General features: G+C 74.7%; 22 protein-coding genes and 1 riboswitch. Of the genes, 9 read left to right on the top strand and 13 right to left on the bottom strand.

Features of this window, described 5'->3' with window-relative positions:
• Positions 1–55: 55 nt before the first annotated feature.
• Positions 56–694 (bottom strand): aa3-type cytochrome oxidase subunit III, encoded by a 639-nt coding sequence (ctaE, locus tag BJ989_RS13165; protein WP_179518582.1) that lies wholly within the window; start codon positions 692–694, stop codon positions 56–58.
• Between the two features lie 74 nt (positions 695–768).
• Between ctaE and BJ989_RS13160 the strand changes: the two genes are divergently transcribed.
• From BJ989_RS13160 to trpD, 3 genes are read left to right on the top strand one after another with little or no spacing between them, the layout of a single operon-like run.
• Positions 769–1,683 (top strand): cytochrome c oxidase assembly protein, encoded by a 915-nt coding sequence (locus tag BJ989_RS13160; RefSeq protein WP_343049358.1) that lies wholly within the window; start codon positions 769–771, stop codon positions 1,681–1,683.
• Positions 1,680–2,123, top strand: a complete 444-nt coding sequence (locus BJ989_RS13155) for an Rv3143 family two-component system response regulator (protein WP_179518580.1) — start codon at positions 1,680–1,682, stop codon at positions 2,121–2,123. Before BJ989_RS13160 ends, BJ989_RS13155 begins: the two co-directional genes overlap by 4 nt.
• Before the next feature lies 1 nt (position 2,124).
• The gene (trpD, locus tag BJ989_RS13150) at positions 2,125–3,201 is read left to right on the top strand and encodes an anthranilate phosphoribosyltransferase (RefSeq protein WP_179518579.1); all 1,077 of its coding nucleotides are present in this window, start codon (positions 2,125–2,127) and stop codon (positions 3,199–3,201) included.
• Between the two features lie 26 nt (positions 3,202–3,227).
• Here the strand turns inward: trpD and BJ989_RS13145 are convergent, their stop codons facing one another.
• Both BJ989_RS13145 and BJ989_RS13140 read right to left on the bottom strand, forming a co-directional pair.
• Positions 3,228–3,506, bottom strand: a complete 279-nt coding sequence (locus tag BJ989_RS13145; RefSeq protein ID WP_179518578.1) for an Lrp/AsnC family transcriptional regulator — start codon at positions 3,504–3,506, stop codon at positions 3,228–3,230.
• A 19-nt stretch (positions 3,507–3,525) separates the two neighbouring features.
• Positions 3,526–5,313: a DEDD exonuclease domain-containing protein gene (locus BJ989_RS13140; RefSeq protein WP_179518577.1), complete on the bottom strand. Its 1,788-nt coding sequence runs from the start codon at positions 5,311–5,313 to the stop codon at positions 3,526–3,528.
• A 110-nt stretch (positions 5,314–5,423) separates the two neighbouring features.
• On the opposite strand from BJ989_RS13140, the gene BJ989_RS13135 reads away from it, so the two are divergent.
• The 6 genes from BJ989_RS13135 (at position 5,424) to BJ989_RS13110 (ending at position 11,162) form a co-directional block, all read left to right on the top strand.
• Positions 5,424–5,699, top strand: a complete 276-nt coding sequence (locus BJ989_RS13135; protein ID WP_179518576.1) for a hypothetical protein — start codon at positions 5,424–5,426, stop codon at positions 5,697–5,699.
• A complete protein-coding gene (locus BJ989_RS18815; protein WP_179518575.1) occupies positions 5,683–7,014 on the top strand; it encodes an NYN domain-containing protein in 1,332 nt (443 codons plus the stop codon). Before BJ989_RS13135 ends, BJ989_RS18815 begins: the two co-directional genes overlap by 17 nt.
• 62 nt (positions 7,015–7,076) lie before the next feature.
• Positions 7,077–7,283: a hypothetical protein gene (locus BJ989_RS13125; protein ID WP_179518574.1), complete on the top strand. Its 207-nt coding sequence runs from the start codon at positions 7,077–7,079 to the stop codon at positions 7,281–7,283.
• A gap of 150 nt (positions 7,284–7,433) precedes the next feature.
• A riboswitch (cyclic di-AMP (ydaO/yuaA leader) is annotated at positions 7,434–7,557 on the top strand.
• Positions 7,558–7,583: 26 nt separating this feature from the next.
• On the top strand, positions 7,584–8,570 hold the full coding sequence (locus tag BJ989_RS13120) for an NlpC/P60 family protein (RefSeq protein ID WP_179518573.1): 987 nt from the start codon (positions 7,584–7,586) through the stop codon (positions 8,568–8,570).
• A 76-nt stretch (positions 8,571–8,646) separates the two neighbouring features.
• Complete coding sequence (locus BJ989_RS13115; protein ID WP_179518572.1) at positions 8,647–9,861, top strand: gluzincin family metallopeptidase; 1,215 nt, start codon at positions 8,647–8,649, stop codon at positions 9,859–9,861.
• The gene (locus tag BJ989_RS13110) at positions 9,858–11,162 is read left to right on the top strand and encodes a M48 family metalloprotease (protein ID WP_343049357.1); all 1,305 of its coding nucleotides are present in this window, start codon (positions 9,858–9,860) and stop codon (positions 11,160–11,162) included. The genes BJ989_RS13115 and BJ989_RS13110 overlap by 4 nt, the downstream gene beginning before the upstream one ends.
• Here the strand turns inward: BJ989_RS13110 and BJ989_RS13105 are convergent.
• The 10 genes from BJ989_RS13105 to BJ989_RS13060 all read right to left on the bottom strand — a co-directional run bounded on the left by BJ989_RS13105 (position 11,159) and on the right by BJ989_RS13060 (position 22,434).
• On the bottom strand, positions 11,159–11,329 hold the full coding sequence (locus tag BJ989_RS13105; protein ID WP_246284555.1) for a Flp family type IVb pilin: 171 nt from the start codon (positions 11,327–11,329) through the stop codon (positions 11,159–11,161). The two genes, BJ989_RS13110 and BJ989_RS13105, sit on opposite strands and share 4 nt — an antisense overlap.
• Complete coding sequence (locus BJ989_RS13100; RefSeq protein WP_179518571.1) at positions 11,326–11,559, bottom strand: Flp family type IVb pilin; 234 nt, start codon at positions 11,557–11,559, stop codon at positions 11,326–11,328. Before BJ989_RS13100 ends, BJ989_RS13105 begins: the two co-directional genes overlap by 4 nt.
• A 224-nt stretch (positions 11,560–11,783) precedes the next feature.
• Positions 11,784–12,461, bottom strand: a complete 678-nt coding sequence (locus BJ989_RS13095; RefSeq protein WP_343049356.1) for a response regulator transcription factor — start codon at positions 12,459–12,461, stop codon at positions 11,784–11,786.
• Positions 12,458–14,053 carry a sensor histidine kinase gene (locus BJ989_RS13090; RefSeq protein ID WP_179518570.1) on the bottom strand — a complete coding sequence of 532 codons (1,596 nt, stop codon included), beginning with the start codon at positions 14,051–14,053 and terminating at the stop codon, positions 12,458–12,460. The genes BJ989_RS13095 and BJ989_RS13090 overlap by 4 nt, the downstream gene beginning before the upstream one ends.
• A 15-nt stretch (positions 14,054–14,068) precedes the next feature.
• Entirely contained in the window at positions 14,069–14,989 is a 921-nt protein-coding gene (locus BJ989_RS13085; protein ID WP_179518569.1) for a type II secretion system F family protein, read from the bottom strand.
• A gap of 1 nt (position 14,990) precedes the next feature.
• On the bottom strand, positions 14,991–16,937 hold the full coding sequence (locus BJ989_RS13080) for a type II secretion system F family protein (protein ID WP_179518568.1): 1,947 nt from the start codon (positions 16,935–16,937) through the stop codon (positions 14,991–14,993).
• Positions 16,937–18,493, bottom strand: a complete 1,557-nt coding sequence (locus BJ989_RS13075; protein WP_343049355.1) for a TadA family conjugal transfer-associated ATPase — start codon at positions 18,491–18,493, stop codon at positions 16,937–16,939. The genes BJ989_RS13080 and BJ989_RS13075 overlap by 1 nt, the downstream gene beginning before the upstream one ends.
• A gap of 4 nt (positions 18,494–18,497) precedes the next feature.
• Positions 18,498–19,679, bottom strand: coding sequence for a CpaE/TadZ family protein (locus BJ989_RS13070; RefSeq protein WP_179518567.1), 1,182 nt, complete (start codon positions 19,677–19,679; stop codon positions 18,498–18,500).
• A gap of 28 nt (positions 19,680–19,707) precedes the next feature.
• The gene (gene cpaB / locus BJ989_RS13065) at positions 19,708–20,448 is read right to left on the bottom strand and encodes a Flp pilus assembly protein CpaB (RefSeq protein ID WP_179518566.1); all 741 of its coding nucleotides are present in this window, start codon (positions 20,446–20,448) and stop codon (positions 19,708–19,710) included.
• A 186-nt stretch (positions 20,449–20,634) separates the two neighbouring features.
• A complete protein-coding gene (locus tag BJ989_RS13060) occupies positions 20,635–22,434 on the bottom strand; it encodes an AMP-binding protein (protein WP_179518565.1) in 1,800 nt (599 codons plus the stop codon).
• Between the last annotated feature and the right edge of the window lie 27 nt (positions 22,435–22,461).

Below are 22,461 nucleotides of genomic sequence, written 5' to 3'. Positions count from 1 at the left end.
ACGCGGGGCAGGCGGGCGAGCGCGGACGGGCGGCGACCGGTCCACGCCAGCGGGGTCACTGGATCAGGTAGATCGTGGCGAACAGCCCGATCCACACCACGTCGACGAAGTGCCAGTAGTAGGACACGACGATCGCGGAGACGGCCTGCTCGTGGGTGAAGCGGCGGGCGATGTAGGTGCGGCCGAGCACGAACAGGAAGGCGATGAGGCCGCCGGTCACGTGGATGCCGTGGAAGCCGGTGGTCAGGTAGAACATCGTGCCGTAGGCGGAGTCCTGGATGGTCATGCCCTCGGCGACGAGCTCGGCGTACTCGAGGGCCTGGCCGCCGATGAAGATGGCGCCCATGACGTAGGTCAGGATGAACCACTCGCGCAGCCCCCAGCCGCGGAAGTCCGCGAGGCCGCCGGTGCGGCCCACCTGGCCGCGCTCCGCGGCGAAGACGCCGAGCTGGCAGGTCACCGACGACAGCACCAGGATGACGGTGTTGACCGTGGCGAAGGGGACGTTGAGCTTCTCGGTCTCCTGCGCCCACAGCTCGGGGCTGACGGCCCGGATCGTGAAGTAGCTCGCGAAGAGGGCCGCGAAGAACATCAGCTCGCTGGAGAGCCAGATGATCGTGCCCACGCTGACCATCGAGGGCCGGTCGTGGTGCCCGTGGAGCCGGGATGCCGGGATCGCTGTTGCTGTCGCCACACGGCCATTATGACCGGGAGGTCGCCCGCAACCCACCCCGGGTCGGTTCCCAGGCGGGTCATAAAGTTCACAGCGTGCTGACCGCCGCCGCCGAGCCCGTCCTGCCCCCGTTCGGGCCGGGCCGGATCGTGACCGAGTGGGGCCTCGACCCGGTGCTCTTCGTCGGTGCGGTGTGGGTGGCGGGGCTCTACCTGCTGGCGGTGCGCTCGCTGCGGCGGCGCGGCGACCGCTGGCCCGTCGGCCGCACCCTGGCCTTCGTCGGCGCCGGCATGGGCACGTTCCTCTTCGCGACCCAGTCCGGGCTCGCGGCCTACGACACCACGCTGCTGAGCGTGCACATGGTCCAGCACATGCTGCTGTCGATGGTCGTGCCGCTGTTCCTGGCGCTCGGCGCGCCGGTCACGCTCGCCCTGCGGACGCTGCCGGCAGCCCCCCGGCGCTGGCTGCTCGCCCTGCTGCACTCGCGCGTCGCGAGGGTCCTGAGCTTCCCGCCGCTCGCCTTCGCGCTCTACGTCGTCTCGCCGTGGGCGCTCTACTTCACCGGCTGGTACGACGCGTCCCTGGCCTCCTCGTACGTCCACGAGGTGATGCACGTGCACCTGGTGGCGGTGGGGGCGCTGTTCTTCTGGCCCCTGGTCGGCGTCGACCCGGTGCCCGGGCGCATGTCCTACCCCTTCCGCATCGGCCTGACGGTGATGACGCTGCCGTTCCACGCCTTCCTCGGCGTGACGATCATGGGGCAGTCGACGCTCATCGGCGGCGAGCACTACCTGGCCCTGCGCGAGGGCCCGATGGGCAGCTGGCTGCCGTCGGTGGCCGACGACCAGCACGTCGCGGGCGGCATCCTGTGGGGCTCGGGCGACGCGATCGGCCTGCTCTTCTTCGCCGCGCTCTTCGTGCAGTGGGTGCGCCAGTCGATGCGCGAGGCGCAGCGCGAGGACCGGCGCCTCGACCGCCTCGAGCGCCGCGAAGTAGCATCGCGGCCGTGACCGACTCGCACGCCGCCAGCGCGACCCGCCCCGGCGCAGGGGCAGCCAAGCTCAAGGTCCTCGTCTACAGCGACGACGTCCGCACCCGCGAGCAGGTGATCCTCGCGCTGGGTCGTCGTCCCCACCCCGACCTGCCCGAGGTCACCTACGTCGAGGTCGCCACCGAGCCGGTCGTCGTCGAGGTGCTCGACGCCGGCGGGGTCGACCTGGTGGTGCTCGACGGCGAGGCGGTCCCGGCCGGCGGGATGGGCATCGCCAAGCAGCTGAAGGACGAGCTGCACGACTGCCCGCCCGTGGTCGTGCTCACCGGGCGGCCGCAGGACGCCTGGCTCGCGACGTGGTCGCGCGCAGAGGCCGCCGTGCCGCACCCGATCGACCCCGTGCAGCTCGCGGAGTCGGTCGTGGCGCTGCTGCGCGCCCGCGTCCCCGCGCGCGCCTGACGTGACCCGGCCCGACGCCGGCCGGCACAGCTGGCCCGAGGTGCTCACCGCCCTGGTCGCGGGCCGCGACCTGGACGCGGCCCAGACCGCCTGGGCGATGGGCGAGGTCCTGCGCGGCGAGGCGACGCCGGCCCAGGTGGCCGGCTTCGCGGTGGCGCTGCGCGCCAAGGGCGAGACCACCGACGAGGTCGTCGGCCTCGTCGACGCGCTGTACGCCGTGTGCGCGCCGCTCGAGGTCGGCGGACGCACCGTCGACGTGGTCGGCACCGGTGGCGACCGGTCGATGTCGGTCAACATCTCCTCCATGGCCGCGATCGTGGCGGCGGGCGCCGGCGCCCGCGTGGTCAAGCACGGCAACCGCTCGGCCTCGTCGAAGTCCGGCAGCGCCGACGTGCTCGAGGCCCTCGGCGTGCGGCTCGACCTGCCGGTCCCGCGGGTCGCGGAGGTCGCCGAGGAGGCCGGCATCACCTTCTGCTTCGCCGCCGCCTTCCACCCCGCGCTGCGGCACGCGGCCGCTCCCCGCCGCGAGCTCGGCATCGCGACCACCTTCAACCTGCTCGGACCGCTGGCCAACCCGGCGCGTCCCGACGCCCAGGCGATCGGCTGCGCCGACCCAGCGGCGGCCCCGGTCATGGCGGGCGTCCTCGCCCGCCGCGGCGTGGACGCCTGGGTCGTGCGCGGCGACGACGGGCTCGACGAGCTCACCACCACGACCACGTCGGCCGCGTGGGTCGTGGGCGGCGGGCAGGTGCGGGAGACCTCCGTCGACCCCCGCGAGCTGGGGTTGGCGCCGGCCACGCCGGAGTCGCTGCGCGGCGGCGACACCGCGCACAACGCCGACGTCGTGCGGCGGCTGCTCGACGGCGAGACCGGGCCGGTGCGCGACGCGGTCCTGCTCAACGCGGCCGCGACGCTCGCGGTCCACGCCGGCCCGGTGGCCGGCCTGCTCGACGGGGGAGACCTGCGCGCCGGGGTGCACGAGGCGCTCGCCGACGGCCTGGAGCGGGCCCGCGAGGCGGTCGACTCGGGCGCGGCGAAGGCGACGCTCGATCGGTGGGTCGAGGCCTCGCAGGCCTAGGTGCCCGGCCGCACCCGACCTCGTGCTCAGTCGAGCCCGAGCGAGAACGCGGACTCGAGGTCGTGGCGGGAGTAGGCCCGGAAGGCGATGTGCGTCTCGGTCGACAGGACACCCTCGACCTTGTTGAGGCGGTCGGCGACGACCTCGGCGACCTGCTCGTGCTCGCGCACCCGCACCAGGGCGATCAGGTCGATCTGGCCCGTGACGGAGTAGACCTCGCTCACGCCGTCGATCGACGCGATCGCGTCGGCGACCTCGGGGATCCGGTCGACCTCGGCGTTGACGAAGACGATGGCGGTGATCATGCGCGGAGCCTAGCCGGGCTCAGCGGGCCGGGCGGTGCACCGGTCGCAGCCCGCGCCGGTCGTCGAAGGGCACCAGCGTGAGGCGCGACTGGTGCACCGCGTCGTGCAGCGCGAGGTGGCGCCCGGCGCCGCCGACGGGGCAGGTCCACTCGCCCTCCACCTCGACCAGGCGCACCCCGGGCGCCTCCAGCCAGCGCAGCACCTTCTCGCTCTCCTCGGCGCTCGCCGCGGGCACCGGGCCGGGCGCGGGCAGCACCGTCTCCGCGCCCGCGCGGAGCACGCGGACGAAGTCGTGGGCGTCGGCGCCCGGCGGGATCACGCCGGCGGCCGCGAGCCGGCCGTGGCGCACGACGTGGACACTCCACCGCCCGTCGTCGTCGCGCCGCGCCGCCACCACCTCGGGCAGCCGGGCCAGGGCGGTGAGCCGCTGGGTGCGAGACGCGGCGCGCACGAAGGCGGCGAGCCGGTCGCGGTGGGTGCCCGCCTCCTCGAAGCGCTCCTCGGCGGCCAGGCCGCCCATGCGCTCGTTGATCACCTCGACGACGCGGTCGGGACGCGTCAGCAGCGCGTCGCGCACCTGCCGCACGACCGCGGCGTACGTCGTGGGGTCGACGCTGCCGTCGCACGGGCTGAGGCAGCGCTGCATCTCGGCGAGCACGCACGGGGAGCGGCTCGGCTCGCGGCCCAGCCGGTCGGAGCACTGGCGGACCGGGAAGGTGTCGTGCAGGGCGGCCAGGCACTTCTCGGCCGTGCCGCGCGAGGAGAACGGCCCGAGGTAGTCGGCGTCGTCGTCGAGGACGCGCCGCACGAGCGAGAGCCGCGGCCAGGTCTCGCGGGTGAGCTTGAGGAAGTGGACCTTGTGGGGGAAGCGGGAGCGGCGGTTGTAGCGCGGGGTGTGCTCCGCGATCAGGCGCAGCTCGCGCACCTCGGCCTCGAGCGGGGTGGCGCACACGACGTGGTCGACGCGCGCCGCGAGGCCGACCATCTCGCCCATGCGGCTGCGGGTCTCGGAGGCGGTGAAGTAGGTGCGGACGCGGGTGCGCAGGTCCTTCGAGGTGCCGACGTAGAGGACCCGGTCGGCGTCGTCGCGGAAGAGGTAGACGCCAGGGGCGTGGGGGAGGTGCTCGGCGAGGTGGCGCTTGCGGCGCTGCGCCGAGGTCACCCGGCCGTTGAACGTGGCGAGCTCCTCGAGCGTGTGCACGCCCAGCGCGCCCAGCCGCGCGATCAGCCCGTGGAGGACGTCGACGGTGGCGCGGGCGTCGGTGAGCGCGCGGTGGTCGGGCGTGGTGCCGGAGCGGAAGAGCCGCGCCAGGGAGGAGAGCTTGCAGTCAGGGGTCTCGTCGCGGGTGACGACGCGGCGGGCCAGCCGGGCGGTGTCGACGACCTCGAAGGCGGGCCACGGACGGCCCTGCTGCTCGGCGAAGTGCTTGAGGAAGCCGACGTCGAAGGGGGCGTTGTGGGCGACGAGGCAGGTGCCGGCGGCGAACTCGAGGAAGGCGGGCAGCGCCGCCTCGATGCGGGGCGCGCCCACCACCATCGAGTCGGTGATGCCGGTGAGCACGGCGATGAACGGCGGGATGGCGAGACCGGGGTCGACGAGGGTCTGGAACTCGCCGAGCACCTCGCCGCCGCGCACCTTGACGGCGCCGATCTCGGTGATCATGGACCCGCCCGCGGCCGACCCGCCGGTGGTCTCGAGGTCGACCACGGTGAAGGTGACGTCGCGCAGCGGCCGGCCGAGCTCGTCGAAGCTGCGCTGCGCCTCCCACCGCCCCGGCTCCGCCGTCGACGCACTGCCCCTGCTCATGGGCGGCACGCTAGGTGGGCCCACCGACAACGCCGTGCAACCCCGCGCCGACGCGCGCGCCCCGGGCCGCACTAGGCTGGCGGAGCCGTCCGCCCGCGAAGGAGACCCCCGTGACCGTCGCCCTGCCCTCGTCCTCCCAGCGCTGGCGCTGCGGCGGGTGCGGCAACCTCACCCGCTTCGACGTCACGCGGACCCGCCGCACCACCGAGTTCTGGCACTTCGACCTCGCCGGTGAGCACGAGGTCGAGCAGACCGACCTGCGCGAGGAGACCGTCGAGCAGGTCACGTGCCGCTGGTGCGGCCGCGACGACGCCGTCGAGCTGGTCGACCGCTCCGAGGCGGGCACCGACCCGACGGGCAGCGCCGCCGGTGGCCCCGGACGCTGACCTCGCGGCCCTCCCGGAGCCGGTCCGCGCCCGGGTGGTGGCGCTGACGGCCGACGTGCTGCCGGCCGTGACCCCGCTGCCGCCGGCGCTGCGGAAGGTCGCCGACTTCGCCCCGGGCCGCCGTGCGCGGCTGGGGGCGACGGCGATCGCGGCCGCCCTCGACGCCGACGACGACCTGCGGCGCCGCGTGGCCACGCAGCTGGGCGCGGCCGCCCCTGCGCTGGCCGCGCTGGCGACCGCCGAGGTCGTGGACGCACCGGAGCCCGACGCCGCGGTCCAGGACCCCGTCGACCGTGCCGCCGTCCTCTGGCTGGCCCGGCCCGAGGGCTGGGAGGAGCCCTGCGGTGCGGCGCTGGCGGTGCTGGCCGCCCGCGAGGCCGAGGCGGAGGCCGCCCGGGAGCAGGGTGGGCTCGCGCGGGCCGAGCGCCGGGTCGCCGAGCTCGAGGAGGCGTTGCGCGACGCGCGGGCCCGCGTGCGTGACCAGGCCGACGAGGCGCGTCGGGAGCACCAGGTGCTGCGCCGGCGCCTCGGCGAGGCGCGGGTGGCGGAGAAGGAGGCGCGCGCCGCCCTCGAGGCCGCCGAGGCCGCCCGGGCCGCAGAGGTCGCCGCGGCGACCGCGGCGAGCTCGGCCGCCGAGGCGGAGGTACGCCGACTGCGTGCGCAGGTCGAGGAGCTGCAGGCCGCTGCCGGTCAGAGTCGCAGCCAGGCGCGGGCCGAGCGCGAGGAGGTCTCCGCGCGGGCGCGGCTGCTGCTCGACACGGTGCTGGAGGCCGCCGCCGGACTGCGACGGGAGCTGGCGCTGCCGACCGCCACCTCGACGCCGGGGGAGCGCGCCGAGGCCGAGCTGGTCGAGGCGGCCGACCCGGCCGGTGAGCCGCCGCAGCGCCCCGGCTCGGCCGCCCCCGTCAGCCCGGCGGTGCTCGAGCAGCTGCTCGCCCGCCCGCGCTGCCGCCTGATCGTCGACGGCTACAACGTGACGAAGACGGCCTACGCGTCCAGCACGCTCGAGGCGCAGCGCACCCGTCTGGTCGCGGCCCTCGCGCCGCTGGTGGCGCGCACGGGGGCGGAGACCACCGTCGTCTTCGACGCCGCGGCCGCGACCCACCGGCCGGTCGTGCCCGGTCCCCGCGGGGTGCGCGTGGTGTGGAGCCCGCCGGGCGTGATCGCCGACGACGTCGTGCGCCGCCTCGTCGCCGCCGAGCCCGAGGGCCGTCCCACGGTCGTCGTCACGTCCGACCAGGAGCTGCGCCGCGACGTCAGCCGGGCAGGCGCACGCGTGGTGGACGCGACGGTGCTGGTCGCGGCGCTGCGCTGACGCGGTCCGCGGACCACCGCTCGCGGGGGGCGTTGTCGGAGGTGCCTGGCAGCGTGCGCGCCATGACGACGAGGATCGACTGCGACACCTGCGAGGTGCGCGGCCTGCACTGCCACGACTGCGTGGTGACGGTGCTCCTGGGACCCCCGCCCGAGCTGGGCTTCGACGACGACCAGACGGCGGCGCTCGACGTGCTGGCGCAGGGCGGGCTGGTGCCGCCGCTGCGGATGGTGCGCCCCGTGCGGGGCCCCGAGGTGGAGTCGGCGTGAGCGGGCGCCCGCACCGACGACACGCCGACGACCCGCCCGGGGGAGTTTGCCGGGCGTTCAGGGCTGACCTACCCTGAGGTCGCTTGGCGCCCGTGACAGCGGTCCGACCGGACCGCGCGGGTGCCGCGTCGAGTCCCGACCCGAGGCCCCCGCCGACGGTCGGGAGCCGGGGAACCACCACCCTGGGGTCAATCCTCTGCGAGGCGGGCGCACGCCCGAGGAGCAGAGGACGGGCAGGTCGTGCCCGCACCCGTCAGCTCACCCGGTAGGCGTACGACACGCAAGGGAGACCGCCCGCTCGTGCTGCACGGCCGGAAGCGACTCGTCAGTGCCCTCACCGCTGTCAGCGCGGTGCTCGCCGTGGGCCTCGTGCCCGCGGCCCCGTCGGCCGCCGCGCCGGACGTCGCCGACGTCCAAGAGCGGGTCGACACCCTCTACCACCAGGCGGAGCAGGCCTCGGAGCGCTACAACGCGGTCCGCATCGAGCTGCGCGAGCTGACCGGCGAGCTCGACTCCCTCGAGTCGGACGAGCGTCGCCAGCGCGCCGCGCTCGAGGCCGTCCGGGACCAGGTCCAGGACTCGGTCGTGCGGCAGTACGCCGGCGAGGGGATCTCGACCGTCGGCCAGGTCGTCGTGGCGGACGACCCCCGCACCTTCCTCGGCCGGCTCTCGACCATGGCCTCCTTCAACGACGTGCAGGCCGAGCTCCTCGAGGACTACTCGACCGAGCTCGCCGCCCTCGAGCTGCGCGCCGACGCCGTCGGTGACCGCGCCGCGCGCGTCGCCGCCCTCGAGGAGCGGCTCGCCGAGGAGAAGTCGACCATCGACGCCAAGGTCGAGGAGGCCGAGGAGCTCCTCGCCCGGCTCGAGGCCGAGGAGCGCGAGCGCCTCGTCGGTGCCTCGCGCAGCGAGGTGCGGCTCCCCGACGTCGCGGTGAGCGGGCGGGCGGGGGCTGCCGTGCAGTACGCCCTCGCCCAGGTCGGCGACGCCTACGTCTACGGCGCCGCCGGGCCGGACGCCTTCGACTGCTCGGGCCTGACCATGATGGCGTGGGCCCAGGCCGGCGTCGCGTTGCCGCACTCCTCCTCCGCGCAGGCCTCGATGGGCGCGCCGGTCTCGATCAGCGACCTGCAGCCCGGTGACCTGGTCTTCTACTACAGCCCGATCAGCCACGTCGGCATCTACATCGGTGGCGGCCAGATCGTCCACGCCGCCAACCCGAGCAAGCCGGTCAACGTCGCGCCGGTTGGCTCGATGCCCATCACCAGCGCGGTCCGCCCTGGCTGAGCCGCACCCAACCCAGCGTCGACCCGCGCAGGCCGGCCGCACCTCGCTCGGTGCGGCCGGCCTCGCCGTCGCCGCGGTGGTGCTGCTCGTCGCGGCGGTCGTCGCGGTCCTGGCGCTGCGCGACGACACCTACGTCGCACCCACGCCGACGGCGCCGAGCGTCGCGGCGGCGCGCCCGGCCGAGGCGGCTGCGGCGCTCGACGCCCTCGCCCGGGCGCTCGAGGACGGCTCGCCCGAGGCCGCGGCCGCGGTGGCTCCGCCGGGCGACGAGACCGCCGCGGCCCGCCTCGCCGCGGTGGCCGACGACGCCTCCGCCCTCGGGGTGGGCGAGGTCGACCTGCGCTACGTCGACGCCCTCGGCCCCGTCGGGAACGACGGCAGCTGGACGGCGGAGGCCGACGCCACCTGGTCCTTCGCGGGTTTCGACACCGCTCCGGTGCGCGCCGAGGTCCAGGTCGCGCTCCGCGTCGTCGGCGACGCGGTCGGGGTGGTGGGCTTCGTGGCCCCCGCCGCCGCCACCGACGGCGTAGCAGACGACCGCCTGCCGCTGTGGCTGACCGGTGCCGTTGAGGTCAGCCGCGCCGACGACGTGCTCGTCCTCGCCGCCGACGACCTCGACCTCGAGCGCTACGCGCGCCTCGCGCGCGCCGCCGTGGCCCAGGTGCGGGAGGTGCTGCCCGGGTGGCGCACCGGCCTGGTGGTGCAGGTGCCGTCCTCGGCGGAGGCGCTGCGCGCCGCGCTGGCCGCCGACGAGCGCCAGTACGCCGCGGTCGCGGCGGTGACCACCACCGTCGGCGACGGCACCGACCCGGCCGCGCCCGTGCACGTCTTCGTCAACCCTGAGGTCTTCGACGGCCTCGACCCACGCGGTGCACAGGTCGTCATGACCCACGAGGCCGTGCACGTCGCGACCGACGCGCCGCGCGCCGACGTGCCGCTGTGGCTTCTCGAGGGGTTCGCCGACCACGTCGCGCTGCGCGACGTCGACCTGCCGGTGACCACGACGGCGGGCCAGGTCATCGCCCAGGTGCGTGAGGACGGCGTGCCCGCCGCACTGCCCGGGCCGGCCGAGTTCGACACCTCCGCCACCCACCTCGGGGCCACCTACGAGGCGGCGTGGCTCGCGTGCGAGGTCGTCGCCGACGCGGCCGGGCCGGACGCGCTGGTCGAGCTCTACCGGCGCGTCGACGCGGGCGAGGACGTCGAGGCCGTGCTGCGCGACGTGGCCGGCTTCGGGCTCGCGGGCCTCACCCAGCGGTGGCAGGAGCGCCTCCGCGCGGTGGCCGCGTGAGCCCACCGTCGGCCCCGCCCGCGGGTGCCGTGACCGACGCGTCCCGCCGGGTCGAGCGGCGTACGGCGTGGGCGGTGCTCGCCGTGGGTGCTGCGGTGGCGGTCGGCGTGGCCGTCGCGGCGCTGCCCTGGCAACCGGTGCCGGGCGGTGCGCCGGAGCCCGTCGACGCGGCCGACTGGTTCACCGCCGAGGAGGTCGCCCGCGCCGAGGCCTACAGCAGGGTGGCGCGCGCGTGGAGCTGGTCCTCGCTCGCGGTGTCGCTGCTGGTCGCCGTGGCGCTGGGCACGACGCGGTGGGGCGAGCGGCTGGTCGGCCGGCTGTGGGGCGGCTGGGCGGTGCGCACGCTCGCGGCGGTCGCAGTGGTGCTCCTGCTCGGCCGGGTCGTGACGCTGCCCCTGGCGGCCGGGCTGCACGCGCACCGGCGCGGCGCCGGCCTGTCCACCCAGGCGTGGCCGGGCTTCCTTCGCGACGTCGCCGTGGGCACGGCGCTCGACGTGGTGGTCACCGGCCTGGCGCTGGTCGCGGTGGTGGGGCTGGCGCGCCGCCTGCCCCGCGCCTGGCCGGCTGCTGCGGGAGCGCTGCTCGGTGCGGCCGTGCTCGCGGGGTCCTTCACGTACCCCCTGGTCGTCGAGCCGCTCTTCAACCGGGTCGAGCCGCTGCCGGCCGGGCCGCTGCGCACCGAGGTGCTGGCGCTGGCCGCGTCCGAGCGGGTCGACGTCGACGAGGTCCTGGTGGCCGACGCCTCGCGGCGCACGACGTCGCTGAACGCCTACGTGTCGGGCTTCGGGAGCAGTCGGCGCGTGGTGCTCTACGACACCGCGGTCGCCGACCTGCCGCGCGAGCAGCTGCTCGCCGTCGTCGCCCACGAGCTGGCCCACGCCCGCCACGACGACGTGCTCGTCGGCACGGTGATCGGCGCCGGGGGAGCGGTGGCCGCGGGCGGGTTGCTGGCCCTGCTCGTGCCGGCGGGCGGTCGCCGGGCCCGGCGTGGCCGGCGGGTCGCCGGTGCGGCCCGGCCCGAGGCGGTGCCGCGGGTCCTCGCGCTGGTGGCGGTGACGACGCTGCTCCTGGCGCCGGTGCAGAACGGCGCCAGCAGACTGGTGGAGACCCGGGCGGACCTGGACGCACGGACGGCGACGCAGGACCCGGAGGCGCTCGCGGGGCTCCAGGTCTCCCTGGCCCGCCGCTCGCTCGCGGATCCCACGCCGCCGGCGTGGTCGCACTTCTGGTTCTCCAGCCACCCGACGGTGCTGGAGAGGATCGCGCTGGCCACCTCCCTCGGTGGCCAGCGCGACCGCTAGCAGCTGCCGCCGCTCTCCGCGGCGACGGTGTCGCAGCTCTGGCCGAGCAGGCCGTCGACGAAGCCCCCGAAGAGGAGGATTGCGGCGACGACGATGGCCGCGATGCCGGCGATGAGCAGTGCGTACTCCGTGGCGGTCGCGCCCCGCTCGGGACGCGACCTGATCACGGGGTCTGGTCGCAGGAGGCGTCGGTTCCCTCGGTCGCGGTGCCGTCGGCGTTGATGGTGGCGCAGGTGTCACCGAAGATGTCGCCGACGAATCCGCCGAAGAAGAAGACGACGGCGACGATGAGCGCCGCGATGCCGGCGACCAGCAGGCCGTACTCGACCGCGGACGCGCCGCGCTCGTCCATGCGGGCCTTGCGCTCGATGAGCTTGGTGGCGATGAGCTGGATCATGGTGGTGTCCCTCCCGGACGTTCAGTCCCTGCCGCTGCGGCAGGGTTCCTCCCTGATGTCCACCAGTCTGGTCCTCAAGATTCGCGCAACCATCGGGAGAACGTCCGGGGGTCAGTAGTCACTTCGGACCATCCGTGCGGGCCGGTCGGCGGGACGGTCCCGGGTGCCCTCACCCGCGGGGGTGGTGGCAGACCAGAACGCATGCGCGGTGCGCCGGCGGGGGCTCAGCGCTGGGTCGGCTGGACCGAGCTCAGCAGCCCGATGCGCATCGCGGTGACCAGGGCCTGAGCGCGGTTGGAGGCGCCGAGCTTCTGGTAGATCTTCGCGATGTGCGACTTCGCGGTCGACTCGCTCATGTGCAGTTGCTTGGCGATCGCGGCCGTGCCGTCGCCGTCGGCGAGCAGCAGCAGCACCTCGTGCTCGCGACCCGAGAGCCGGGTGCTCTCGCCGGAGACCCGGCGCATCATTGCCTGGGCGAGCCCGGCGCACAGGAAGGTGCGCGGCGAGACCATGGCGTGGCGGGTGGCCTTGACGACCTCGCTCGACGGTGCGTCCTTGCCGACGAAGGCGGAGGCGCCGGCCTCCATGGCGGCGAAGATCTGGTCGTCGCCGGAGTGCATGGTCAGCAGCACCAGGCCGATGGCGGGGGAGCGCTGGCGCACGGAGCGGATGATGTCGAGGCCGGTGCCGTCGGGCAGCTGCAGGTCGGTGACGACCACGTCGGGCGTGACCCGGTCGTAGGCGGCGAGCGCCGAGACGACCGTGCCGGCCTGGGCCACCACCTCGGTGCCGGGCTCGCGGTGGAAGGCCAGCGCCAGGCCGTGGCGGATCAGCTCGTGGTCGTCGACGAGCAGCACGCGGATCGGCCGCTCCTCGCTGCCCACTGCGGCACTGCTGGTCACGAGCGCACCAACCCCTTCGATCCGTTGACCCTGGAGATCCCACCGTGCACGCGGACCACGACCGCTACACCACCCGCGGGGGAGGTCTCGACCTCGACCTCGCCCCCGATGCGGCGCGCGCGCTCCTTCATGATCTTCAACCCGTGGGAGTCCGCGCGTCCAGGCTGCATGCCCACGCCGTCGTCGACCACGCGCAGCACGGCCGTCGGCGCCTTGGTCTGCAGCTCCACGCGGATCACGGTCGCCCCGCTGTGCTTGACCGCGTTGTTCATCGCCTCCTGGGCGATGCGGACGAGGTTGGCCTCGACCTCGGCGAGCAGCCGGTCGCCGGTCTCCTCGACCTCGACCAGGATGTGCATGCCCGAGGTCGAGGCCAGGTTGTCGGCGACCGCCTGGATCCGGTCGACGATGCGCTGCCCGGCGGTGGCCTCGTTGCGCAGGTTGAAGACCGAGCGACGGATCTCGCTCACGACGTCGGTGATCGAGGAGCGCAGCAGCTGCAGGCCGTCGCGCTGGGCGGCGTCCTCGGCGTCGGCAGCGAGCGCGTCGACCAGGTAGCCGAGCGAGGCGACACCCTGCGCGATGCCGTCGTGGACCTCCCGGGCGAGCCGCTGGCGCTCCTCCGACGTCGCTGCCTCGCGCACGCGGGAGAACAGCTGCGCGGTGTCGAGGCGCAGCGCCTCGGAGGTCAGCTGCCGCTCGAGGCGGTGCAGCGCCTCGGCGAGGGCCGGGCCCTCCACGACGGTGCCGTCGGGCGGGACCGTGAGCTTGCCGACCACCACGCCGGTGATGCCCGCGTCGGTGGCGAGGGGCACCGCGACCTGGCCGGCCTCGGCCACCGAGTGCGCCGTCGCGCGGGCGCGGTCCACGAGGGCGCGTCGCGCGCCGATGCCGCCGGCGGCGGGGGAGTCGAGGAGCGGCACGAACTCGCCGTAGCGCTCGACGTAGACGACGACGGCCTCGGTCGGCAGGGCCTCGCGCACCTGCCGCGCGATCCGCTCCGCGATCGTCACCGGGTCGAGGCCCTGGCCGAGGTCGTCGGAGAGGTCCAGCAGCCGGGTGATGAGGGCCCGGGCGTCGCGGTAGGGCGTGAGCTGGTCGTCGGGGTCCTCCTGCACGGCGCGCAGGAAGCTCGACACCAGGCCGACGCCGAGCCCCATGACCATCGCGGTGAAGATCTCCGCACCGCGCACGGTGTCGAGCTCGCCGTGCAGCGTCACCGCGGCGAGCGCCAGCACGACGACCTCGGCGGCGAGCACCTCCACGACCCCGCGCGGGCCGCGACGCAGACCGGCGATGAACGGGCTGACCGCGAGCGCGGTCAGGTGCAGCATCTGGGTCTGGTCGAGGTTCGCGGCCACGACGAAGGTCACCAGGCCCGCCTCGAGCACCAGCGCCGGCAGCACGGGCAGGCGCGCCAGCACGCTCAAGGTGATGGCACCCGTCCAGACGACCCCCAGCAGCAGCACGCCCTCCAGCGCCTCGGGGTCGCCGAGCAGCGCCGAGGGCAGGCCGATGGCGAGCAGGGCGAAGAGCCGTGCTGCCGCGGCGATGCCGACGTAGCGGGGGAGGAACTGGAGCCGGTCACCCATCCCGGAGGTGCCTCCTCACATCAGGTTGTCCATGATGCTAATCGCAGCCGGCCCGAGCACGGCGATGAACAGGCACGGCAGGATGCAGAAGATCAGCGGGACCGTGATCTTGACCGGCACCTTCTGCGCCGCCTCCTCGGCCCGCTGCCGGCGCTTGGTGCGCATCTCGGAGGTCTGCACGCGCAGCACCTGCCCGATCGGGATGCCGAACGCGTCGGCCTGCACCATGGCGGCGACGAAGGAGCGCAGGTCGGCGTTGCCGGAGCGGTCGGCCAGCGCCCGCATCGCCTCCGAGCGCCCGGAGCCGATCTGCATCTCGCGCAGCACACGGGAGAACTCCTCGGCGAGCGGTCCCTCGGTGTTGCGGGCCACCTGCTGCAGCGCGGCGTCGAAGCCGAGCCCCGACTCCACGCTGATGGTGAGCAGGTCGATCGCGTCCGGCAGCTCGCGCGACAGGCGCTGCTCGCGGTCGTAGGCCTTCTGGTAGAGGTACAGGTTGGGCGCGAAGAAGCCGACGAGGGTGAGGGCGGGCACGAAGACGAGGCGTACCGGGAACGACGCGCCCATGAGCGCCGTGAGGAGAAGGGCCACCACGAGGCCGACGACGGCGCCGATCACCTTGCTCGAGACGACCTTGTCGACCGTCCAGCCGGGCGGGTTGCCGGCGAGCTCGAGCTTGCGCCGGATCCGCTCGGCGGTGTCGCTGCCGGACAGCCGGCGCCCGACCGTGAGCGCGCGGGCCTGCAGCGGCACGAGGACCCGCTCCGAGAAGGGACGCTCGACCTGGTCGGTGAGCGCCTTGGGGGCCACGCTCATCGCCTCGATCATGGCGAGCGAGCGGGTCACCCCGGTGTCGCCCTCGGGGCGGGTCGCGGCAGCGACGAGGTAGACCGCGGCGGCCAGCATCACGCCGCCGAGCACGAGGAGCAGGGTCACCTCACACCTCCACCTTGACGATCCTGGACATCCACAGCATCCCGACGCCGAGCAGGACGCCAGCGGTCGCGAGCATCAGCCAGCCGAGCGGCTCGGTGAACAGCGGCGCTACGTAGTCGCCCTGCGTCAGCACGAGGTAGAAGACGAAGAGCGGCGGCAGACCGCCGAGGACGTACATCGAGAGCCGCCCCTCGGCCGAGAGGGTGCGGACCTGGCGGCGGAGGTACTCCCGCTCGCGCATGGTCGCGGCGACCGTGTCGAGGAGCTCGGCGAGGTTGCCGCCGACCTGGCGCTGGATGCGGATGGCCATGACCACCCAGCCGAAGTCCTTGCTCTCGAAGCGCTCGGTCACGCCCTCGAGGGCGTCCTCGAGCGAGACGCCCAGGCGGGTCTCGACCAGCACCCGCTTGAACTCCGAGGCGACCGGCTCGGTGCCCTCGCGCACGATGGTGTCGACCGACTGGGCCAGTGACAGGCCGGCCGACAACGAGCCCGACATCAGCGACAGCGTGTCGGGCAGGGCGGCGTTGAAGGCGTTGACCCGCTTGGTGCGCTTGATCCCCAACCACAGCCACGGGCCCAGCGCGCCGAGCAACATCGCGACCAGGCCCACGACCAGGCTGCCGCCACCGAGGAGCAGCCCGACCAGCCCGGCGAGCAGGAAGACACCGAGCTGCAGCAGCAGCCACTCAGCCGGCTTGATGCCGCTGCCGGCGGCCTCGAGGCGCTTGGCGATGCGCAGCTCGAGCCCCCGGTTGCGCCGCAGCACCGACGCCGCGGCGTCCTTGGCCTGCGACAGCGCGGCCTCGGTGTCGACGCGGGGCCGCGCCTCCTCGGCCGGGCCCGAGCGCGCGCCGGCGCTCCAGCGCGACAACCGCTCCTCGGCGGCGTCGGTGACCGTGGCCCGCCGCGGCACCAGCAGCACGAGCAGGAGGCCGAGGCCCAGGCCCAGGGCGACCACGCCGACGTACATGAGCGGGCGGGGGACCGTGAGCCCGGCGGCCTCCCGGGCGATCGCGACCGCCGGGGAGCCGGCGCCTTCGATCGCGGCGTACGCCTCGGCGGTGAGCGACCGGCCGGCGGCCGTGGGCAGGTCGACGACGATGCTCGCCTCGGCCGCGGTCACCGATGCGGGCACGGCGGCCGTGACCAGCACCTGGCGGCCGAGGGCCTCGGCCTGGTCGACGAGCGCGGCGCGCAGCGCGGCGGGGTCGGCCTGCACCAGCTGGCCCCCGCCGGCCTCCACCACGGCGGTGAGCGACCCGGCCTCGTCGGCGGACTCGTCGAGCGCGACCACGTCGACGCGCACGTCGGCCTCGGAGATCGCCGCGGTGACGTCCGCGACGGGGGTGTCGCTCGTGTCGGCCCCGTCGGAGAGGACGAGCACGCTGCGTGCGCCCTCGTCGCCCAGCGACGCCACCGCCTGCACGACGCCGTCGTGGAGCAGGGTCTCGCGGGAGAGCGACAGGCCCGCGACCACCGCACGCGCGGCGTCGCGGTCGGTGGTCGGCGCGAGCGCCTCCTCGACGTCGCTGTCGAAGGTGACGATGCCGACGGCGACGTCGGCGGGCGCGGCGTCGAGGTACGTCGTGGCGGCGGCCTTGGCGGCGGCGAACCGGGCGCCGCGCATCGACAGGCTGGTGTCGACCGCGAGGACGGTGGTGCGCTCGACGACGGCGCCGTCACCGGTGGGCTCGGCGGTCGCGGGTGCGTTGCGGCCGTCGACCGCGACCGACACTGCGTCGAGGTCGACCGCGGCACCCTCCGGCACCTCGACCAGGATGCGGAGACCGGCCTCGGTCGCCTCGACGTAGGTCACCTGGGCCCCGCCGGTCCCACCCGCGCCCAGCCCGCCGGCGTGCGCCGCGGGGGCGAGGCCGAGGGCGAGCGCCGCGACAGCGGCCAGGAGCGCGACGGGGCCGGCGAGCGGCCGGCTGCCCGCGGCCATCAGCGCCCGTCCGTCGCGAACAGCATCGGGTCGACCGTGACGTTGGCGTGCGCCATCTTCTCCAGGAACTTCGGGCGCAGGCCGGTGGAGCGCAGCGTGCCGCGCGACCGGCCCTCGGCGTCGAAGCCCGCACCGTGGTCGAAGACGAAGATGTCCTGCAGCGTGATGACGTCGCCCTCCATCCGCTCCACCTCGGTGAGGTGGGTGATGCGGCGCGTGCCGTCCTTGAAGCGGGTCTGGTGGACGATCAGGTCGACCGCGGAGGCCACCTGCTCGCGGATGGCGCGCACCGGCAGGTCCATGCCCGCCATCAGCACCATCGTCTCCATGCGCGAGAGGGTGTCGCGCGGGCCGTTGGAGTGCAGCGTGCAGATGGAGCCGTCGTGACCGGTGTTCATCGCCTGCAGCATGTCGAGCGCCGAGGCGTCGCGGACCTCGCCGACGATGATCCGGTCGGGCCGCATGCGCAGGCTGTTCTTCACCAGGTCGCGGATGGTCACCGCGCCCTTGCCCTCGATGTTGGCCGGGCGCGACTCCAGGCGCACCACGTGCTCCTGCTTCAGCTGCAGCTCCGCGGCGTCCTCGATGGTGACGATCCGCTCGTCGGCCGGGATGAAGGACGACAGCACGTTCAGCGTCGTCGTCTTGCCCGCGCCGGTGCTCCCGGAGACGAAGATGTTGAGCCGCCCGCGCACGCACGCCTCGAGGAAGTCGGCCGTGCGCGGCGAGAGCGAGCCGAAGCGGATCAGGTCGTCGACGGTCAGCGGGTCGGTGGCGAACTTGCGGATCGTCAGCGCCGAGCCGTCGATGGCCAGCGGCGGGATGACGGCGTTGACGCGGCTGCCGTCCGGCAGGCGGGCGTCGACCATGGGGCTCGACTCGTCGACGCGGCGGCCGATGCGCGAGACGATCTTGTCGATGGTGCGCCGCAGGTGGGCCTCGTCGGCGAAGGTCGCGTCGGCGGCGACCAGCCGCCCCTTCTTCTCCAGCCAGATGTTGTCGTGGCCGTTGACCATCACCTCCGAGACGTCCTCGTCGCGCAGGTAGGGCTCGATCGGGCCGTAGCCCAGGATGTCGTCGCTGATCTCCTGGGTGACCCGGGCACGGTCGCCGCTGCTGAGCGGGCGGTCCTGGCCGGCGAGCACGTCGGCGAGGACGGCGCGCACCCGCGACTCGAGCTCGGTGGCGTCCATGTTGGCGTCGTAGAGCTGCGGCCCGAGCTGCTGGAGCAGCTCGGTGTGGACGCTGGCCTTGAGGTCCTCGACCCGCCCGACCGACTGCGTCGCGAGCGTACGCCGCGCGCCGAGGCCGCTCTCGGCGTCGCGGCCCGTGCGCTCGGCCAGGGGGGCGGAGGCGCGTGCGAGCCGCTCGGCGGCGGGGGCGAGCTCGCTCGGAGCAGCCGGTGCGGCCGACGCGACCGGTGCGGTGGGCACTGCCGGTGCGGCCGCTGCCGTCGGGGCGGGAGCCGCCGCGGCGGGCTGGTCCCCGGGTGCGGTGGTGGTGGCGTCCGCGCCGCTGCCGCGCGCGGCTCGGAGGCGGTCGGCGAGGGTGCTCACCGCGTCACCGCCGGATCCGGAAGCGGCGGGCCCGCTCGGTCTCGTGGCCGGTGCCCGAGCCGGTCGCGGCCGGCGCCGCGACGCTGGCGCCGCCGACGGTGGTCGCGAGGGTGCGCACGGCGCGGCTGGCGGGGTGCTCGGGCTGGGCCAGCACGATCGGGCGGCCGGCGTTGGTGGCGGCCGCGATGCCGGTGTCGGTCGAGATCCGGGCGCTCACGGGCATGCCGAGGATCGCCTCGACCTTCGCCGGGTCGATGCCGACCGCGTCGTCGGCGCGGTTGAGCAGCAGGTGGCGGTGGCCCACCGCGGCGTGAAGCATGTCGAGGGTCTCGAGGGCGACCTTGACGTTCTTCAGCGTGGGCACGTCGAGGGTGGCCACGACGACGCACTCGTCGGTCTCGTCGAGGGCGGTGAGGGTCTGCTCGTCGAAGGCGGGCGCGGTGTCGACGACGACGAAGTCGAAGTGCTCCTTCAGTGTGCGCAGCATCTTCGCCACCAGCACCGGGGTGACCCGGTCGCGGGCGTCGGGCAGGCTCGGCGCCGCCAGCACCATGACGGCGTCCTCGTGACGGGTCAGCAACGACTCGGCCAGCGCGAAGTCGAGCGCGTGCTCACCGCCCACGGCGTGCTCGATGGTGTGGGTCGGGAAGAGCTGCAGCGTGATGGCGACGTCGCCGAAGGCGAGGTCGAGGTCGACGACGCAGACCCGGCGGGTGCCGCGGTCGGCCAGCGCCAGGGCCAGGTTGACCGCCACGGTGGTCTTGCCGACCCCGCCCTTGGGGGAGAAGACGGTGACGACCTTGCCGGTGGTGACCACGCCCTCGGTGCCGCGCAGCGCGGCCCACAGCTGGCGCGCCCGCTCGACGGCGGCGCTCACGGCCGCGACGTCCTCGCGGGGGACGACGTCGCGCACGCCCGCGTGCATGGCGCGGGTGAGGGTCGCGGTGTCGACCTGCTCGCGCACCAGCACGACCGACGTGGTCGGCCGGCTCAGGCGCAGCTCCTCGCACGTCGCGAGCGCGGCGTCGAGGGGGAGCGAGGCGCCCAGCACCACGACGTACTCGTCGGGGCGGTGCGCCAGCCAGGCGTCGAGCAGGGCGAGGTCGTCGAGCGCGTGGCCGCCCGGCGGCAGCGCGGTGAGCAGCTTGTCGAGGACCTGGGTGTCGGTGTCGACGACGACGGGCATCGGGGGGCTCCTCGGGTGTCGCGACGGGTCAGCTGCGGAAGAGGTCGGCCGCGGTCACGCCGCGGTCGGCCGGCAGCTTGCTGGACTCGGTGAGCAGCGCGAAGCCGAGCTCGCCGGCACTGCTGGCGAACATCACCTTCTGGGCGTCGCGCTTGTCGAGCGCGAGCGTGATGAGGGTGCGGGGCAGCTGCTCGGTGGTCTGGGCGCCGTCCTGCGTGGTGGTCGTGGTCGAGACCGGCGTGGTCGAGCCGACGCCGAGCACCTGCACCCGCTCGAGCAGCTGGCGGGTGTAGGGCTGCTGGCTCTGCGGGTCGACGCCGCTGTGGAAGACCGCGACCTGCGAGCCGGGCTGAACGAAGCCGGCGACGCGCGCGGTGTCGCTGAGGTTGACCGAGATGGCGAGCATGCCCTCGGGGATCGGCAGCGTGCTCGACGCGGCTGCGGAGGCGCCGCCGAAGCGTGAGGAGATGATCTGCTCGCCGGGGTAGACGCGGGTGAGGGCCACCGTGCCGGCGAGCCCCTCGATGCTGGTCTGGTAGCCGGTCAGCAGTGCCTCCTGCGGCACCGGCTGCAGCTTGAGCTTGCCGGCCTGGGCCGCGGCCTCGATGGCCTCGCCCGGCTCGATCGGCGCCACGGCGCGCAGCACCTCGACGGTCTCGAAGCGCTGCTCGGCGCGGTCGTCGGCGCCGCGGACGTACAAGAACACGAGCACCGTGCCCAGGGCCGCGACGACCGCCGCGACCACGAGCAGGACCTTGCGTCGATCCATGCCTCTCCACACCCCTCCTGCCGGGGCCGTCCCTCACGGCCCGCGGACCCCCTCAGGTTGCCTGAGGCGAGCGGTCTGGTCCGGTGGTTCGCAGGGGTTGACGAGCCCGGTCCAGACCACCGTCGGCGGACTCCTCAGGTCGGGTCGCGACGGGCCGATCAGGCGCAGGACCACACCGTCGTGCCCTCAGCGGTAGAGCGCGTCGACCTCGTGACGGTGCTCGCGCAGCACGACCGCGCGGCGCAGCTTGAGGCTCGGCGTCAGGTGGCCGGCCTCCTCGGTCCAGTCCTCCGGCAGCACGGCGAACCTGCGGATGGCCTCGGCCTTCGACACCGCCGCGTTGGCGTCGTCGACGGCGTCCTGGACGGCCGCGAGCAGGTCGGGGTCCTCGACGTGGTCGGCGACGCGCCCGGTCTTGCCGCGCTGCGCGGCCCAGGCCTCGAAGACCTCGTCGTCGATGGTCACCAGGGCCGCGACGAAGGGCCGTCCGTCGCCGACCACCATGCACTGCGAGACCAGGGCGTGGGCGCGCAACCGGTCCTCCAGGACCGCGGGAGCGACGTTCTTGCCGCCGGCGGTCACGAGGATCTCCTTCTTGCGGCCGGTGATGCGCACGAAGCCCTCGTCGTCGACCTCGCCGACGTCGCCGGTGCGCAGCCAGCCGTCGCGACCCAGCACCTCGGCGGTGGCCTCCTCGTTGCGCCAGTAGCCGGAGAAGACCTGGCCGCCGCGGAAGAGCAGCTCGCCGTCGTCGGCGACCCGCACCGCCGTGCCGGGCAGCGGGCGCCCGACCGTGCCGACCTTCTGGGCGTCGGGCAGGTTGACCGTCAGCGCGGCCGTGCTCTCGGTGAGGCCGTAGCCCTCGAGCACCGTGAGGCCGATGCCGCGGTAGAAGTGGCCCAGCCGCTCACCGAGGGGTGCACCGCCGGACACGGCGTACTGGCAGCGGCCGCCGAGCGCCTGGCGCAGCCGGCCGTAGACCACGCGCGAGAAGAACGCGTGGCGGGCGCGCAGCACGGGGGAGGGGCGCCCCTTGTCGATCGCCTTGGACCAGGCGATCGCGGTCTCGGCCGCGCGGTCGAAGAGCGCGCCGCGACCGTCGGCCGCGGCGCGCTGCGAGGCGGTGTTGAAGACCTTCTCGAAGACGCGCGGGACCGCGAGCACGAAGGTCGGCCGGAAGTCCCCGAGGTCCTCGACGAGCCGCGCCGCGTCGGCGCTGTGGCCGAGCCGGACCCGGGCCTTGACGCAGCCGACCTGCACGATCCGCGCGAAGACGTGGGCGAGCGGGAGGAAGAGCAGGGTCGAGGCGCCCTCGGCCTCGAAGAGCTCGTCGAGCTCGTCGACGGCCACCCCGAGCTCGACGAGGAAGTTGCCGTGGGTGAGCTCGCAGCCCTTGGGGCGGCCGGTGGTGCCGGAGGTGTAGACGAGGGTCGCCAGGTCGAGCGGGGTGGCACGCGTGCGCCGCGCCTCGAGCTCGGCGTCGGACACGTCGCCCCCGAGGCGGGTGAGCACGTCGACGGCCCCGTCGTCGATCGTCCAGACGTGGTGCAGGTCGGGCAGGCGCTCGCGGTGGGGTGCCACCCGCGAGGCGTGCCCGCGGGTCTCCACGACGACCGCGGTCGCGCCGGAGTCCTCGAGGATCCACCCCAGCTGGTCGCTGGAGGAGGTCTCGTAGACGGGCACGCCGACGGCGCCGGCGAACCAGGTGGCGTAGTCGAGCAGGGTCCACTCGTAGCGGGTGCGCGAGAGCAGGGCGACGCGGTCGCCGGGCTGGACGCCGGCTGCGACCAGGCCCTTCGCCACCCCCCGCACCTCGGCGAGGAACTGCGCGGCCGTGACGTCGTGCCACACCCCGTCGGCCCCGCGGCGCGCGAGGACGGCCTCGTCCCCGTGGTCGCGGGCGTTCGCCACGACGTCGTCGGTGAGGTTGCCGGTCGCCGGGACGACGCCGCGCGAGCGGTCGAGAGGGGTGGAGTACTCACGCACGCTCGCGCACGTTACCGGTGGCGAGGC

It is taken from the genome of Nocardioides perillae, assembly GCF_013409425.1.
Classification (GTDB): domain Bacteria; phylum Actinomycetota; class Actinomycetes; order Propionibacteriales; family Nocardioidaceae; genus Nocardioides; species Nocardioides perillae.
The sequence above is the reverse complement of the archived record's forward strand: the minus strand, read 5'-3'. Positions and strand labels throughout refer to the sequence as shown.